The following is a 17,235-nucleotide window of genomic DNA, read 5'->3' on the forward strand; positions in this document are numbered from 1 at the left end:
GTACAAATGCTTTTTTATTATGATCGTATTTTTGAACATACATATATAAGAAGTTCAATTGCAAAAATAACTAAAACAGACAGTCCAAATAAAGGCATGACAGCGCCTAGTATAACCATCAGGACAAAGAAAACGATTATGCTTTTCTTATCTCTTTGTTTCGGTGGTGCTGCTAATTTTCCTTTCGGCTTTCTTGCTAACCACATTTTTATTCCGTAATAAATAAGAAGTAATAAAGATAATGTCGTTAGTAAGCATAATATTTTATTTGGCCATCCGAATAAATGACCTTCGTGAAGCGGGATACCGTAAGTGAACCATTGTGCAAATAAGCCATAATCGCGGTAGTCCGTTTTGGAAATGAGCTCTCCACTATATTGATCAAAGTAAGCTGTTATTTCTTCATTTGGTGCGACATCCATACCTGTAATACCAGAACCGCTCGATTTCGAAACGGTGAACACACCTTTCGGATCAGCTGGTAGTGAAATAACATATGGTTTCTTTATTTTAATTCCGTTTCGCAATTCATCGACAGAAATTGCTTTTGGCTCATTTGAATTCGATTCAGGAGGTGCTTCTTTTCTAGTTGCCCACGGCAATTCTTTTACCTGCGATTCAGGAGGTGCCATATACAATTTTGGATATCCGAGTGATTCATTTGACGATGCAATTTTATAAATTTGGTTACCCATAAATCCTGACCACGGCAATCCAGATGCAACTAACAAAACGAGAGGAATTGTAAATATAATACCGATAATAGAATGACGTCGTTTTGCTTTTTCTCTCTTATTGGATGCCGGTGTGTTTTTGAATTGGCGTATACTCATATACAACCCAGTCACAATTAAAAAGATTGTCCAGCATGCCGCAAGTTCTACCGTATAGTTAACGACAGTGCCACCAACTAAAAGAGAACTATGTAATTCCCTCATAATATTGGCAAACGTTTCACTTGCGTTTTGATCCCCAACAATTTGATTATTACTATCTAAATACACATATTTTTGTTGTCCAGTATACTCATTTGCAATCGTAAGTCTCGTATTATAATCCCCATCAAACTCACTAATTTTCGCCACACTATAATGTGGATATTTTTTCTCTGTTAAGGAAATAGAATCAGCCATCGAAATAGATTCTGTTTGGGCGCTCTTCCCAAAATATAAATCTTTATAGATGTAATCTTCAACCTCTTCCCGAAATAAATACCCAATTCCGCTCAGTGACAAAGTAATAAGAAGCGGCGTAATAAAAAGCCCAGCATAAAAATGCCAACGCCAAAAAATATAATGAAGCGAACGATTTACTTTCATACTCTTTGTTCCCCTAACCTTCCCTATATGAATAACTACTTATTTAATATAGCGGGATTAAGTGTGATTACTTTGAAAGAATTGTGAAGAAAGTTAAAAGTTTTGGGGATTTTTATCAAACAAAAAACACATTTCAAAAGTGATGTTTTCTATGTTTATGAAGATCTCTTTGTATTTGATAGATACATCCTAACAACCGCTTTCGCAAGACATTGAGAGGAATCAACAAAATCCTCATTCGCCACCACATTCAAATCGGTACATGCAATAATTGCGGTATCGACTTCATCTCTCAATTGTAAAACGAGCGTATTCCACAATTCGTGAGCTTTTTCAATCTCTCCAGATTTAATACAAGTAATAATTTGATTAATCATTTCCTGCCATGTTTCATGATGAATGTATTCTATATTCCGCTTTGCAATCCCATCTTGGTAAATACCAGCTTGAACAGTAGCTTCTGTTGCAAGAAGAGCGACTCTTTTTGCAGTTTCAGGAATCGCTTGTAACGTTTCATCAACTATATTCAAAATAGGAATAGAAAGAGATTGCTGTAATTCTTCAAAATAAAGATGCGCTGTATTGCACGGCATAGCGATAAAGCTTGCGCCAGTACTCTCGAGTTTTTGTGCTCCTTCAATAATCGCTTTTTTCATCGCTTCATGATCAATAGGGCGATCCATGTAAAACGGTGTTGGGCACGAATAGATCATCATATGAGGAAAGTCCATGTCATGCTTTGCTCCGTATATTGTTTGGCACTCTGCTACAACTGTATCGACGAATGGTCCAGTTGATTTTGGCCCCATTCCTGCTAGTATTCCAATCATTGTTTCGTCTCCTTTCATATGTAATTAAAAACGTTTTTTGCGAACGATAAAAAGAAATAAGGTAAATAATAAAAATGAATATACGATAGCCCATGCTGTCAGCCATAGCGTGTGAGTCAGTATATTATATTTGTATTGTCCAAGCATTAGAAAGCTTTCGACAGGTGGTAAAAACCATAAGAACTCTTTTTTAAACCGGATAGATGCAATCGTTATAAGCAATATAAATGTAAGGCTAAGCCAAGCAGTGCCTGCTTTTTGAATCGTATTTCTAGTAAATAATGTTGCGATTGAAATTCCTAGTATAGAGAAAGACATGTGAGAGAGAAATCCGACTAGAAATAAAGAAGCTGTCATTTTCTCATTAAACATTTGCAAAATAATGGGATAGATTACGGATATAAAAGATAATACAGTACAAATGAGAAGAGCCGTAATATATTTACCAACGTATAATGCGGAAATGTTATTTGTATGTGAAATAGTGATTTGCTCTTGTACAGGGTCTTCCGTATGAAAAATTGTAACTGTAATCCAGGCAGATAATAAATAAAGCGCGAGAGCTGTTTCTAAATATGTCGGTACAATAGGAGTCGGTTTATATGCATATACAAAAAGTAAGCTCATAAAGTACATCGCAATAGGAGGGACGTACTTATACGATTTTGTATAGTCGAGAAAGTGATAACGAATAAGGACAAACATAATGAACCTTCTTTCGATTTAAAAGTTAGGTTGTAGCAGTGTGATAGATGCTTTTTTATGTAATAAAAACTGAAGCATTTCGTTTGTATATTCTTTTTCGATTTGTAATTGAATAAGGTTTTGATTTGAATTGTGTGCAACGTGTATAAAACCGGATTGTTTTTGTAGTTCTATCGCTGAAAATGTTTCGTGAACAATTGCTTCAATATAGACTTGTTCTGCTCCTTTTTGTGCAGAGATATTTTCTGTGATTGTATGATTTGCTAACGTCACAATTCTATCAGCGAAGTTTTCTAATAGTTGTTTTTCGTGACATGTAAATAACACGGATATACCTTGTTGTTTTAATGAGAGTAAAATATGTTCTAATTCTTGCTGAGAGTTAGGATCGAGCCCAGAAAGCGGTTCGTCTAAAATTAATAAATGTACGTCCGTAAGTAACGCTTGCATAATGCCTGTTTTTTGTTTCATACCTTTTGAAAAGTTTCGTACAACGGAATGTCTTGCATGAAGTAAATGAAACCTTTCAAGAAGCAGCGGAATTTTATCTTTTACATATTTTGTTGATAAACCGTGAATGCGGCCGAGATGAAATAGATAATCCTCTAATGTAAAACGAATCCCTTCAGGAAAATGCTCAGGTACATAGCCGATTTGTATATGTTCTTTCCTTTGAATTGTCCCTGCCGTAGGTGAAATAAAGCCTGCAATTATTTTGAGTAGAGTACTTTTTCCAGTCCCGTTCCCGCCAATAATGGCGAGTGCTTCTCCTTCTGGAATGGATAAATCAATCTTGTCTAGTATAAGTGATTTGCCATACTTCTTTTGAATTCCCTTTAGTTCTACTAGCAAAGTTCTATCCTCCTATACAGTGTATATATCCATTATATAGGAGAATAAAAAAAGACGTGCAATAAGTGCACGTCTTTTTTTGTTATGTTTTGTCGATAAGTCGATATAGTGTGTCGAATCGTCGATATATCGAAAAAATCGTTGATATATCCCGAGTTACGATAGATATAATTGAAAAATCGTCGATATATTTATCGCTTCTCAATCGCCACAATAAATGGCGGGTTATTTTGTTGGTTAATAAAGCCGTATCGCAGTACGTGAGCTTGTTTTTGGTCTAGTTCTTCGGCAAATTTGAGAACAGCGTCGCGTTCTACTTGTCCTTCTGGGTGTCCATGGTAAATAACAAGGACGATGATACCTTCAGGTGCCATTACTTCTAATAATTGTTCGATTGCTGAGATTGTTGAGTTCGGTTTTGTAACGATATGCTTGTCTCCGCCTGGAAGGTAACCTAAGTTGAAGATAGCGCCTGTTACTTTTCCTTTTGCATCTTCTGGTAATACGGATAGAAGTGTATCGTGACTATCGTGAACTAAAACAGTACGTTCGAAAAGTTCTTTTTCTTTTAGACGAGTTGTTGAGCTTTCAATTGCTTCTTTTTGAATATCAAATCCAAATACTTTTCCGTTATCGCCAACGATTTCAGCTAGGAAGCAAGTGTCATGCCCATTGCCTAAAGTTGCATCTACAGCGTAATCGCCTTCTTTAACAGCCGTTTGCAGAAGCGTGCGAGCAAACGGTAATACACGTTCTAATTTCATTTTTGTTTCTCCTCATTTGCATATTTTCCTTGCCAGCTTCCGCGGCGCACAAATTCTGCATCGATGGAATTTAATACTTCCCATTTATTTAAGCTCCACATTGGACCAATCATTAAATCAGGTGGACCGTCACCTGTGATGCGGTGCACAATTACGTCCTCTGGAATGATTTCAAGTTGATCAACAACGAGACTTACGTAATCCTCAAGAGAAAGGAACTCGAGTTGTCCTTTTTCATATTGCTTCACCATTGGCGTTCCTTTTAATAAGTGAAGTAAGTGGATTTTAATTCCTTGTACATCAAGCTTCGCTACTTCACGAGCTGTTTCCATCATCATGTCGTAATCTTCAAGAGGAAGACCGTTAATAATATGAGAACAAACTCGAATGCCGTGCTTACGTAATTTATTTACACCTTCCACATAAGACGGATAATCGTGAGCACGATTAATAAGGTTTGCAGTTCGTTCATGAACAGTTTGTAATCCGAGTTCAACCCAAAGATATGTGCGTTTATTTAAGTCCGCTAAATATGCAACGACATCGTCTGGTAAACAATCTGGACGAGTTGCGATAGAAAGACCGACAACGTCTTTTTCAGCTAGAAGCGGTTCGAATTTTTCTTTTAATACTTCAAGTGGTGCATGTGTATTTGTGTAAGCCTGAAAATAAGCGATACATTTTCCATCTTTCCACTTTGAGTGCATTTTTTCTTTCATTTCATGATATTGCGTTATAACATCATCGCGGCGATCGCCAGCGAAGTCACCAGATCCAGCAGCACTGCAAAATGTACAACCGCCATAAGCAACTGTACCGTCACGGTTCGGACAATCGAAGCCAGCATCTAATGAAACTTTAAAGATTTTTTCACCAAATTCATTTCGTAAATGGTAATTCCATGTATGATAACGTTTATTGTCGTTTGTATATGGAAAAGGGTTTTGAACCTTCATTACTTTCCCTCCTAAGCCGAGTCAAAATGAAACAAAATCCATTATAACATACTCATAAGGTTCATATGGAAGGGACACACTAAAGGGGAATTGAAGCAAGGAGGGACAATTATGGCAGAGCGTCAATCACTTGAATCGTATATTACACAAGCGGAACAAGCGGTGGAATATGCGAAAGAACAATTAGATCTTGGTATGAGACAAGAGCATTACAATACGATGGAGTATTCGGATGCGCAGTTACAATTAGAACAAGCATATAACGATTTACAAACGATGCAACAACATGCGAATGATGAGCAACGTGAGCAGTTAAATAGAGCGCGTATGGCAATTCGCCAATTGCAACATCAAATGATTATTACACCGCACTAATAAGGAGTGAATGTAATGGCGAAACGTTCAGATCAAAATAATCCAGAACAAAAAACGCAAAATGGACATAACGCAGAGTTTTCGAATGAATTTGATCCAGTGGTTCAAGTAAAACAGCGTAATAGTAAAAAAGGACAACCGCAAAAATCAAAACAATCAGAGTAAACCAGGTCGCAATATGACCTGGTTTTATTTTGCTATATGACAATAATGTAAGATTGCTGTAAGGTTTACCGATAGTTGTAAAATCACATTTCCAGTAGAGTAAGGGAGGATTAAATTTTATACAAGGAGCTGCTTTATGGGAAATGCTATTACAAACAAACGAATTGATGAGTTAGATTACATTCGTGGCTTTGCACTACTGGGAATTATTTTAGTAAATATTCTTGCACTACTTAACATTAAAATTCCAAATCCTAATACAGTGGATGCTAGTTATCAAAGGTTTTTATACTTATTTGTAGAAGGGCGTTTCTACTCAATCTTCTCATTCTTATTTGGAGTGGGATTCTATATCTTTATCTCTAGAGCAATTGCAAAGGGGAAAAATGGATATGTTTTATTTTTCCGCCGCTTAGTTGCACTATTTATTTTCGGTTTGATTCATCAAATGTTTCAGCCTGGAGAAGCACTAGCGTTATACGCAATTTGCGGGTTAATTGTTTTACCGTTTTATAAGGCGAAAAAAGAAGTGAACCTAGTACTAGGGCTTATTTTAACAATTACCTTCAGTGTAATGGGAGCGAAAGAACTATTACCACTTGGCTTAATTTTATTAGGGCTTGCTGCAGGACAGTATCGTGTATTTGAAAATCTTACGCAGAACATAAAGAAAGTCGCTATTTTTACAGGTATTATGTTTGTTTTAAGCGTAATAGCTGTATGGTATCAATATGGGCACGTTCCTGCTGAACCATTTATAAATGGGATAGTGGAAATTGAAGATGGAACAGTGGATGCTGCAAGCCAATTTTTAAAAATTGGTATTACAGTTGGACCAATTATTTCAGCTTTCTATGTTGGAGCATTAATTTTACTACTACAATTAAAACTAGTTCAAACATTGTTAGCACCACTGAAATACTACGGTCGTATGGCTTTAACAAATTATATCGGTCAAACTGCAATGATTTTAATTGCAGGCAGTGTATGTAACTTTGCAGGAAATTTAACTTACATGCAGACGTTATATGTGTGTATTGCAATTTATGCAATTCAAATTGTGTTTAGTGTGATTTGGATGAAAATCTTTAAAATGGGTCCATTAGAATGGATTTGGCGTGTTATTACGTATTGGACGGTAACGCCTTTAAAGAAATAAAGAGAGAAGTGGGCTGTTCCTTTTGGGGAACAGCCTCTTTATATTGTCGGCTTTTGTCGATAAGTCGATATATTTTGAAAATCGCCGATATATTTTGAAAAGCGCTGATAAAAGTGGAAGAATCGTCGATATATTTGAAAAATCGCCGATATAATTTCATTTACCGATTCACTATGTCACTAGTAGTAAAAGCCAAGCTTACAAACAAACCTTTTTATCTTACAAAAGTGTAAGGTAAATGTAATGTTAACAAATAGCAGTTCAGCTCCAAAAGGCGCAAAATAGGTAATGGAAAAACAAGCGTAGGAGGATATATATGACGAAACCAGTTGTAGACGTGAAAAACGTTCAAAAAGTGTACGGTAAAAAAGGTGAGAACCAATCACACGCATTAAAAGGTGTATCATTCTCAATTCAAGAGGGTGAGTTTGTTGGCATTATGGGACCATCTGGTTCTGGTAAAACGACATTATTAAATGTAATTTCAACGCTTGATAAAGCAACGGGCGGCGTTGTTGAAATTGCGGGTACGGATATTACGAAAATGAAGCAAGGTGAGCTTTCTGATTTCCGCTCGCAAAAATTAGGATTCATCTTCCAAGACTTTAACTTATTAGAGAACTTATCTATTTATGAAAACATCGCATTGCCACTTTCACTTCAAGGTGTTCCATCGCGTAATATTGGGCCGAAAGTAGAAAAAGTAGCAGATATGTTAGGTATTTCAGCAATTCTTCAAAAGTATCCATCTGAAGTGTCTGGTGGACAAAAGCAACGTTCCGCAGCAGCGCGGGCTTTAGTACATGAGCCAGCTATTATTTTAGGGGACGAGCCAACGGGAGCGCTTGATTCTAAAAACGCGACGAGTTTACTTGATGCGATGACAAACTTAAATCAAGAGCAAGGCGTATCTATTATGATGGTTACTCACGATCCGTTTAGTGCAAGTTACTGTCAGCGTATTTTATTCATTCAAGATGGTGAGCTATATAAAGAAATTCACCGAGGTGGTACACGTGAAGAGTTTTATAAAGAAATTTTAGATGTGCTAGCAGACTTAGGCACACAAAAAGCGTAAGAAAGGAGGTTCTAAGGCATGTTATTTAAACTTTCCATGTCAGGACTAAAGAGTAAGCTGAAAGATTATATCGTCTTACTTGTTGGTCTTGTCATGTCGATTTCAATTTTTTATATGTTCCAAACGTTAGCGTTAAACGAAGCCTTCCTTAAGGAAAATTCTACGATTGGCCAAATTGGATTTGTATTCCAAGCAGGTTCATTTTTACTCGCTATTATAACGTTCTTCTATATTCTATATGCGAACTCTTTCTTACTATCTCTTCGTCAAAAAGAGTTTGGTATGTATATGATGTTAGGAGCGAAAAAACATAAAGTTACATTACTTATGTTTATTGAAACAATCGTATTAGGCGCTGCGTCTCTTGCGATTGGTATTATAGTTGGTGTAGGACTTGCAGAAGGTATCGGACAGCTATTAATGAAACAATTAGAATTTGCTGGTAAAGGCTATAAAGCATTTTACCTGCCATCTATGACTGTTACGTGCATCTTCTTCTTTGCACTATTTGTATTATCGGCAATTATGAACAGTATTAAATTATCACGTATTTCTGTACTGCAACTTGTACATGCAGACGCACAAACAGAACGTGTTGCAGTAAAAGGAAAAATGACAGGTGTAGTTGCCTTCCTTGCGGTTATTTTATTAGGCATTGGCTATGCATCAATGATTTACATGGCAAAACTAAGAGAAATGGGAATCCTTATTGCATTAATTACAACGACAGCTGGTACTTACATGCTATTTGGATCACTTCTTCCGGTTATTATTAAAAAGTTAAAAGGTAATAAAAAGCGTAGTGAAAAAGGACTTAACGCTTTTACATTTGCACAATTAAACTTCCGTATTAATAGCTTAACAAAGGTGCTTGCAACGGTAGCGATGTTAGTTGCTCTTGGAGCAGGTGCAATTTCAGGTGGTATGGCGTTTAAAAATAACGCTATCAAACTGTCTGATGGTTTAGTAATCTATGATTCAGTTGTTCATAATCCTACAGCTGAAGAAAAGAAAATTTTAGACGGTATTACATTTAAAGAAAAAAATGAATATCGCTACAAAGTTGATGATAAATACGTTTATTATGTAAAAGAAGATTTAGAAAAAAATCGTCCTTTTGTAAAAGATATGACAAATATGAAGTCGATGAAGGATTTAGTGAATACAAAGAAGGTTTCACAGGAACTACCAGTAGGTGCAGTTTCTAGAGAAATGAATGAAAAAGATGCGAACGCTAAAGAACTTCCAGAAGAATGGGTTGATGCTTTTAGCACAATTCATCCGTATTATATATACGAAGATCATGCAATTAAAATTGTAGATCAAAAAATGTACGATGGGATAAATGGTAAAGAAGGTATAGCATTTATCGGAAAAGCAGATGATTTCTTAGTATATACAAAAGAATGGAAAAAACTTGACGAGTTGCAGCTAGATAAATATAAAAATGTAAAAGCTGAAAGATTAAATAGTAAATATCAAACTTACGACATGTTATACGGCGTTGCGAGCGGAACAGTGTTTATGGGATTCTTCCTTGGAATTGCTTTCTTAGCAATGATGGCAAGCTGTCTCATGTTTAAAATTCTTTCTGGTGCATCAAAAGATATTACGCGTTATCAAATGCTTCGTAAAATCGGTGTGCGCCGTGAATTATTAACGAAATCCATTTATAAAGAGTTATTCTTAGTATTCTTATTCCCAGCAATTGTAGGTATTGCTCACGTATTAGTTGGTATGAATATTTTCGGATTTATTTTAATCGATCCGTACTTCCGTATTTGGGTACCAATTGTAATTTTCGTAGTTATTTACACGATTTATTATTTCATTACCGTTCAATTGTATAAAGGAATTGTTCTTCCGAAAGAAGATTAATAAAAAACCGAGCGAAACTGCTCGGTTTTTATTATTTGCAGAAAAAACACTTTAATGTTACTGAAATGTATAATATAATGTAAATAAGTAACATAACATGTAAGTGTCAGCAATAGAAAAATGAAAGGAGGAATCCAATCTGTAGAAAGAGGCTGAACTTGTATCCCCCTATTGTTCCTACCCCACTGTATTTGCACAATTATAAATTTCCAAACCTAAAAGTATATTGTAAAAATAATGGATAATACATGGAAATCTCATAGCGTGATAAGGTAAAATGGACAACATGATGAGAAAATTACCGTTCATAAGATGAGGAGAATACATGTATGGAAGTTGTAGAGGCATTAAAAGATATAAGCCAAATTGAGGCGATGAAAAAGTATTTAAAAGAGCACTCGCAGCGAGATTATCTTTTATTTGTTATTGGAATTAACACAGGATTAAAAATTACTGAGCTACTTAGTATGAAATTTGAAGAGGTATTAAATGAAGATGGAACTGTTAAAGAGTTTTATTCTCTTCCTGTGAAAGATGAAAAGTTTAAACAAGATATTTATTTAAATACAAAAGTAAAAGAAGCACTTTTAGAGTACGTACAATCTATTGATGTGAAAAGAGAAAACTACGTATTTCAATCTAATAAAACGAAAAATTCAATTACACGTCAACAAGCGTATCGTGTAATTCATAATGCTGCTGAAGCGGTTGGGATTGTTGGTAAAATCGGAACAAACTCAATGAGAAAAACGTTTGGATTTCATGCATATAAAAGAGGGATAGCGATTGCACTATTGCAAAAGCATTTTCATCACGCAACGCCATCAGAGACACTCAAGTATTTAGGAATCTCAAAAGATGAAGAATTTAAAACAGAGATTGATGTTGATTTGTAAAAGCCGTAACTAAAAAATTTAGGAGGCGGGAATATGAATATTCGAGAGAGTGAATTACCGGGTATTGGATGTAAGTTTGAAGTAATTACAAAAGGTAATGAAAAGCTGGTTATTGTTATTCACGATGATGGCCGAAGAGAAATGTATCATTTTGATGCAGATCATGATGAAAGTATTTCAAGTATTTCTCTTCGTGATTCGGAGGCGAGACAAATTGCAGCTATATTGGGCGGAATGGTATATAGACCACAAGCGTTAGACACAATTGAGATGGCTTTCGAAGGACTATCAATTGAATGGTTTAAGGTGGAAAATAACGCACCAGTCGTACAAAAAACAATTGGTAGCTTACATGTCAGAAAAACATATAACGTAACGATTATTGCTATTTTAAAAAAGAATATGAAGAAATTCTTTAATCCAGGTCCAGACTCTATTATTGAAGCTGGCGATATGCTCGTGTTATCGGGCGCGAGACATGAAGTGAAAAGAATTATTAATGAATTGCTTTCAGCAGGAGGTGATTCATAATCGATGGATACTTTAATCTTTGAAGTTGGAACTGCGTTAGTATTAGTAGCTTTTGCAGCTATCCTCGCTGCGAAGTTAAAGTTCTCGATTATTCCGTTTCTCATTATACTCGGTATGTTAGTGGGGCCTCATGCCCCTGATTTAGGACTTATCGATTTAAGGTTTATTGAAAGCGGAGAAGTTATTTCCTTCCTCGGCCGTGTTGGCGTCATATTCCTCCTATTCTATTTAGGCCTAGAATTCTCAATAAAAAAATTAATTAAATCAGGAAAATCAATTGCTTTTGGGGGGACTGTCCACATATCACTTAATTTCCTATTAGGTTTGCTTTATGGATATGTGATGGGCTTCCCCTTATTAGAGACGTTAATTATTGCTGGAATCATTACAATTTCATCAAGTGCAATTGTTGCAAAAGTCATTGTTGATTTAAGAAGATCTGGTAATAAAGAGACGGAGCTGATTTTAGGAATCATTATGTTTGATGATATCTTTTTAGCGGTATATTTATCAGTCGTTTCAGGATTAGTACTCGGAGGGGCAACGTCATTTGCAGGTGCTCTTACGTCGGTGTTAATCGCAGTAGGGTATATGCTACTATTCTTTGTAATCGCTAGAAAAGCTACGCCGTTCTTAAATAAAATATTAGATATTTCCTCAAATGAAATTTTTATTATCGTAATATTTGCTATTTTATTCTTCGTAGCAGGGTTTTCAGAAACAATTCATGTTGCGGAAGCGATTGGAGCTTTATTATTAGGACTCGTCTTTTCTGAAACGGAGCATAGTGATCGAATTGAGAAGCTCGTTGTCCCATTCCGTGATTTCTTTGGAGCCATATTCTTTTTCAGCTTCGGTTTAAGTATAGATCCGTTTTCACTTGGAGGCGCAGTATGGTTGGCATTAGGAGCAGTTTTCATTACTTTAATCGGTAATTTTACTGCTGGAATGGTTGCGGGACGTAAAGCCGGGTTATCCCATAAGGCTTCTATGAATATAGGTTTAACACTCGTATCACGCGGGGAATTTTCTATTATTGTAGCGAATATCGGCATTGCCGGTGGCTTAATGGCAGCGATTAAACCGTTCTCTGCTTTATATGTTTTAATATTGGCATCGTTAGGACCGTTATTAACGAAAGAGTCTGGGAGAATATACTCTCTACTAGATAAGGTATTTAAATGGAGTGCTAAAGAACGTGCAAAGCGAGAAAAAGAAGTTGGGTAATATATAAAGAGGCTGCATGAAGTTCATGCAGCCTCTTTATATAGTGTTGCTGTTGTCGTTTTTTGTCGGTAAGTCGATATATCTTAATAATCGCTGATATATTTCGAGAATCGTCGATATATTTTAATAATCGCTGATATATTTCCAAAATCGCCGATATATTTTCAAACACCAATCAATATAATTTCCTTTACCGACAAACTATTATCTGAATTTCATCAACTATTAATCAGTTGCCTTCCTATTTAAAAAAGACTACAATTTTACTGTTATAGATGAACGAAAAAATAGAATAGGAGGGGAGACTATGCCAAGGAAAGTATGGCTATTAGTAGCTGGGATGATTATTAATGTCACGGGTGCTTCTTTTTTATGGCCTTTTAATACAATTTATTTGCATGATCACCTAGGAAAATCTTTATCTGTGGCCGGAATGGTATTAATGATCAATTCGCTTACTGGTGTAATTGGAAACTTGCTCGGCGGTGTTTTATTTGATAAATGGGGCGGTTATAAATCAACTTTAGTAGGAATTGTCATTACACTCGTATCGATTTTAGGTCTTGTGTTCTTCCACGGTTGGCCGTTATATGTTGTTTGGCTAGCGTTAATCGGCTTTGGTTCTGGAATGGTCTTCCCATCGATGTATGCGATGGTTGGTACGGTTTGGCCAGAGGGCGGAAGACGAGCATTTAATGCGATGTATGTTGGACAAAACGTTGGTATTGCGATTGGAACAGCGTGTGGTGGATTAGTTGCATCGTATCGTTTTGATTATATTTTCTTAGCAAACTTTATTTTATACTTTGTTTTCTTCTTAATTGCTTTTATTGGATTCCGTGGTATGGAAGACAAGAAAGAGCCAGGAGTACAAAAAGAAGTGGAAACGAAAAAAGGTTGGTCGCTTACACCTGGATTCAAAGCACTTCTTATCGTATGTGTAGCATATGCTTTATGCTGGGTTACATACGTACAATGGCAAGGAGCAATTGCAACACATATGCAAGAGTTAAATATTAGTCTTCGTCACTATAGTTTATTATGGACGATAAACGGAGCGATGATTGTTTGTGCGCAGCCGCTAGTTAGTATGCTAATTCGCTGGATGAAGCGTTCTTTAAAACAACAAATTACGATCGGAATCATCATTTTTGCGGCGTCATTCATCGTATTAAGTCAAGCGCAGCAATTTACGATGTTCCTCGTTGCGATGGTAACATTAACAATTGGTGAATTATTTGTATGGCCGGCAGTTCCGACCATTGCAAATATACTTGCACCAAAAGATAAGTTAGGGTTTTATCAAGGTGTTGTAAATAGTGCGGCGACTGTAGGAAAAATGTTCGGTCCGGTCGTTGGCGGAGCAATTGTTGATTTATATAATATGGAAGTATTGTTTATAGCAATCATGGTAATGCTTGTAGTAGCGCTTATCGCAACGAGCATTTATGATAAACGAGTAAAAGTAGAAGAAACAGTTGAAGAAAAAATTGCAGTTTAGTTTGACGGAACATGTTAACATGTTTTAGAATATATTTAAATAAAACAACCTTTGGAACAAGGGAGATAGCTCGGGTGTCTTAAGACGAATTCGTTAGTTAGTAAGAGTAACGATTAACCGAGAAGCCCTGCTTTAAGTAAGCTCTTATGAGATACGAGGCGGAGGTAGTTCACTTAACTCATATTTGTAATAACAGTGAGAAGGAGTAGTAGTAATAGAAGCTGGTTTAGAGAGTTGACGGTCGGTGCAAGTCAATCCACGTTTCGTTATGAACTCGCCTTTGAGTTGCAGTTGTGAAACTAATAGTAGCAATTGCCGTCAATCCACGTTACGGATCTAAGCGAATGTATATTTTTTGTACATTAATTTAGGGTGGTACCGCGGGAATCTATAACCTCTCGTCCCTTTCTAGGGATGAGAGGTTTTTTGTATTTTGGGCGGTGAAAATAAATAGAATTTTAAGGAGGGTATCTCATGAGCTTTAATCATCAAGAAATTGAGAAGAAGTGGCAAGGGTACTGGGAAGAGAATAAAACATTCCGTACGCCAGATGAGACAGAAAAACCAAAATTTTATGCACTAGATATGTTCCCATATCCATCAGGTGCAGGCCTACACGTAGGACATCCAGAAGGTTATACAGCAACGGATATTTTATCTCGTATGAAGCGTATGCAAGGGTATAACGTTCTTCATCCAATGGGATGGGATGCATTCGGTCTTCCAGCAGAGCAATATGCACTTGATACTGGAAACAGCCCGGCTGAATTTACAGAGCATAATATTAATACGTTCCGTAACCAAATTAAATCATTAGGTTTCTCTTACGATTGGGACCGTGAAGTAAATACAACAGATCCAAACTACTACAAGTGGACACAATGGATCTTCCTAAAACTATTTGAAAAAGGCTTAGCTTATGTTGATGAAGTACCTGTAAACTGGTGCCCAGCACTTGGTACAGTACTTGCAAACGAAGAAATCATTGACGGTAAGAGTGAGCGCGGTGGACATCCAGTTGAGCGTCGTCCGATGAGACAGTGGATGTTAAAAATTACAGCTTACGGAGATCGTCTATTAGAAGATCTAGACGAGCTTGATTGGCCAGAAAGCTTAAAAGATATGCAACGTAACTGGATCGGTCGTTCTGAAGGTGCCGAAGTACACTTCAACATCGACGGTACAGACGAGAAATTCACAGTTTTCACAACGCGCCCTGATACACTATTTGGTGCAAGCTACTGTGTACTTGCTCCAGAACATGCACTTGTTGCTGATATTACAATTGCTGAACAAAAAGAAGCTGTAGAAGCTTACATTAATTCTGTAAAAATGAAGAGTGATTTAGAGCGTACAGAACTTGCGAAAGAGAAAACTGGTGTATTCACTGGTGCTTACGCAGTTAACCCAGTAAATGGTGAGAAATTACCAATCTGGATCGCTGATTACGTTCTTGCAACTTACGGAACAGGTGCTGTAATGGCAGTTCCAGCTCATGATGAGCGTGACTATGAATTCGCATCAACGTTCAATCTTCCAATGAAGGAAGTTGTAAAAGGCGGAGACATTACGAAAGAAGCATACACAGGTGATGGTGAACACGTAAACTCAGCATTCCTTGATGGTTTAAATAAAGAAGAAGCAATCGCAAAAATGATTGAATGGCTTGAAGTAACGAGCGCAGGAAATCAAAAAGTAACATACCGTCTACGTGACTGGTTATTCAGCCGTCAACGTTACTGGGGTGAGCCAATTCCAGTTATTCACTGGGAAGATGGCACAATGACAGCTGTAAAAGAAGAAGAATTACCATTAGTTCTTCCGAAAACAGACAACATCCGTCCTTCAGGTACAGGTGAATCACCACTTGCTAACATTGACGAGTGGGTAAATGTTGTTGATCCTGAGACTGGTAAAAAAGGTCGTCGTGAAACGAACACAATGCCACAATGGGCTGGTAGCTGCTGGTATTACTTACGTTATATCGATCCAAACAATAGCGAAGCACTTGTAGATCCTGAAAAAGTAAAACAATGGCTTCCAGTTGATATTTATATCGGCGGAGCAGAGCACGCTGTACTTCACTTACTATATGCTCGTTTCTGGCATAAAGTATTATACGATATCGGTGTAGTTCCAACGAAAGAGCCGTTCCAACAATTATTCAACCAAGGTATGATTCTAGGTGAAAACAACGAGAAAATGAGTAAATCAAAAGGTAACGTTGTAAACCCTGATGATATCGTAGCAAGCCACGGTGCAGATACACTTCGTCTATACGAAATGTTCATGGGACCATTAGATGCTTCAATCGCTTGGTCTGAAAATGGTCTTGACGGAGCTCGTCGTTTCCTAGACCGCGTATGGCGTCTATTCGTTCAAGATAACGGTGAATTAAGTGAGAAAATTACTGATGCACCAAATAAAGAGCTTGAAAAAGCTTACCACCAAACAGTGAAGAAAGTAACAGAAGACTATGCAGAGCTGCGCTTCAACACAGCGATTTCTCAAATGATGGTATTCATCAACGATGCATACAAAGCTGAAACGCTTCCGAAAGAATATGTAGAAGGTTTCGTAAAAATGATTGCACCAGTTGCACCTCACATCGGGGAAGAGCTATGGAGCAAACTTGGATACAATGAAACAATCACATATGCAAGCTGGCCAACATTTGATGAGTCTAAACTTGTAGAAGATGAAGTTGAAATCGTTGTTCAAGTTATGGGTAAAGTTCGCGCAAAACTAACAATGAGTAAAGACGCATCAAAAGAAGAAATGGAACAACTTGCACTTGAAGCAATTCAAGACCAAATTGAAGGGAAAACAGTTCGTAAAGTAATTGTTGTTCCTGGAAAACTTGTTAATGTTGTTGCAAATTAATTTATTCTAAATAAAAGCTCAGAGTATTTATGCTCTGAGCTTTTTTGTGTAGAAAATAATTTCTGAATCACCTTAGTCTAAGTTTTCAATTATTCCACTACGTACAAATAAAAGAG

The 17,235-nt window shown here is 36.7% G+C and carries 16 protein-coding genes and 1 other annotated feature; of the genes, 10 read left to right on the forward strand and 6 right to left on the reverse strand.

Annotated features, from left to right (window positions below):
- Window positions 1-17: 17 nt before the first annotated feature.
- The 6 genes from MR147_RS22975 to mnmL form a co-directional block, all read right to left on the reverse strand.
- The gene (locus MR147_RS22975; RefSeq protein WP_074610487.1) at window positions 18-1,319 is read right to left on the reverse strand and encodes a PepSY-associated TM helix domain-containing protein; all 1,302 of its coding nucleotides are present in this window, start codon (window positions 1,317-1,319) and stop codon (window positions 18-20) included.
- 155 nt (window positions 1,320-1,474) lie between these two features.
- The gene (locus MR147_RS22980; RefSeq protein WP_074610486.1) at window positions 1,475-2,149 is read right to left on the reverse strand and encodes an aspartate/glutamate racemase family protein; all 675 of its coding nucleotides are present in this window, start codon (window positions 2,147-2,149) and stop codon (window positions 1,475-1,477) included.
- Between the two features lie 24 nt (window positions 2,150-2,173).
- Window positions 2,174-2,854, reverse strand: a complete 681-nt coding sequence (locus MR147_RS22985) for an ABC transporter permease (RefSeq protein ID WP_074610484.1) — start codon at window positions 2,852-2,854, stop codon at window positions 2,174-2,176.
- A gap of 18 nt (window positions 2,855-2,872) precedes the next feature.
- Window positions 2,873-3,706, reverse strand: coding sequence for an ABC transporter ATP-binding protein (locus tag MR147_RS22990; RefSeq protein WP_074610482.1), 834 nt, complete (start codon window positions 3,704-3,706; stop codon window positions 2,873-2,875).
- 191 nt (window positions 3,707-3,897) lie between these two features.
- Complete coding sequence (mnmM, locus tag MR147_RS22995; RefSeq protein WP_000764489.1) at window positions 3,898-4,470, reverse strand: tRNA 5-(aminomethyl)-2-thiouridylate-methyltransferase MnmM; 573 nt, start codon at window positions 4,468-4,470, stop codon at window positions 3,898-3,900.
- Entirely contained in the window at window positions 4,467-5,426 is a 960-nt protein-coding gene (mnmL, locus tag MR147_RS23000; RefSeq protein ID WP_061536613.1) for a tRNA modification radical SAM protein MnmL/YtqA, read from the reverse strand. Before mnmL ends, mnmM begins: the two co-directional genes overlap by 4 nt.
- Before the next feature lie 111 nt (window positions 5,427-5,537).
- Between mnmL and MR147_RS23005 the strand changes: the two genes are divergently transcribed.
- The 10 genes from MR147_RS23005 (at window position 5,538) to leuS (ending at window position 17,119) form a co-directional block, all read left to right on the forward strand.
- The gene (locus tag MR147_RS23005) at window positions 5,538-5,801 is read left to right on the forward strand and encodes a YtzC family protein (protein WP_000840865.1); all 264 of its coding nucleotides are present in this window, start codon (window positions 5,538-5,540) and stop codon (window positions 5,799-5,801) included.
- A 15-nt stretch (window positions 5,802-5,816) separates the two neighbouring features.
- Window positions 5,817-5,966, forward strand: a complete 150-nt coding sequence (locus tag MR147_RS23010; RefSeq protein WP_074610480.1) for a glycogen biosynthesis protein GlgD — start codon at window positions 5,817-5,819, stop codon at window positions 5,964-5,966.
- 136 nt (window positions 5,967-6,102) lie between these two features.
- Window positions 6,103-7,125 (forward strand): DUF418 domain-containing protein, encoded by a 1,023-nt coding sequence (locus tag MR147_RS23015; RefSeq protein ID WP_242304771.1) that lies wholly within the window; start codon window positions 6,103-6,105, stop codon window positions 7,123-7,125.
- Between the two features lie 316 nt (window positions 7,126-7,441).
- Window positions 7,442-8,203 (forward strand): ABC transporter ATP-binding protein, encoded by a 762-nt coding sequence (locus MR147_RS23020; protein ID WP_000165840.1) that lies wholly within the window; start codon window positions 7,442-7,444, stop codon window positions 8,201-8,203.
- Between the two features lie 18 nt (window positions 8,204-8,221).
- Complete coding sequence (locus tag MR147_RS23025) at window positions 8,222-10,081, forward strand: FtsX-like permease family protein (RefSeq protein ID WP_074610476.1); 1,860 nt, start codon at window positions 8,222-8,224, stop codon at window positions 10,079-10,081.
- 329 nt (window positions 10,082-10,410) lie between these two features.
- Entirely contained in the window at window positions 10,411-10,977 is a 567-nt protein-coding gene (locus MR147_RS23030; protein WP_000454218.1) for a tyrosine-type recombinase/integrase, read from the forward strand.
- A 33-nt stretch (window positions 10,978-11,010) separates the two neighbouring features.
- Window positions 11,011-11,508 carry a cation:proton antiporter regulatory subunit gene (locus tag MR147_RS23035; protein WP_001026041.1) on the forward strand — a complete coding sequence of 166 codons (498 nt, stop codon included), beginning with the start codon at window positions 11,011-11,013 and terminating at the stop codon, window positions 11,506-11,508.
- Between the two features lie 3 nt (window positions 11,509-11,511).
- Entirely contained in the window at window positions 11,512-12,735 is a 1,224-nt protein-coding gene (locus MR147_RS23040; protein WP_074610474.1) for a cation:proton antiporter, read from the forward strand.
- Window positions 12,736-13,042: 307 nt separating this feature from the next.
- Window positions 13,043-14,236, forward strand: a complete 1,194-nt coding sequence (locus MR147_RS23045; protein ID WP_074610797.1) for an MDR family MFS transporter — start codon at window positions 13,043-13,045, stop codon at window positions 14,234-14,236.
- 186 nt (window positions 14,237-14,422) lie between these two features.
- Window positions 14,423-14,645: a binding site (T-box leader), on the forward strand.
- Between the two features lie 65 nt (window positions 14,646-14,710).
- Window positions 14,711-17,119, forward strand: a complete 2,409-nt coding sequence (leuS, locus tag MR147_RS23050) for a leucine--tRNA ligase (protein WP_074610795.1) — start codon at window positions 14,711-14,713, stop codon at window positions 17,117-17,119.
- Window positions 17,120-17,235: the final 116 nt, after the last annotated feature.

The sequence above is a fragment of the Bacillus cereus group sp. BfR-BA-01350 genome, assembly GCF_022663775.1.
GTDB lineage: Bacteria > Bacillota > Bacilli > Bacillales > Bacillaceae_G > Bacillus_A > Bacillus_A paranthracis.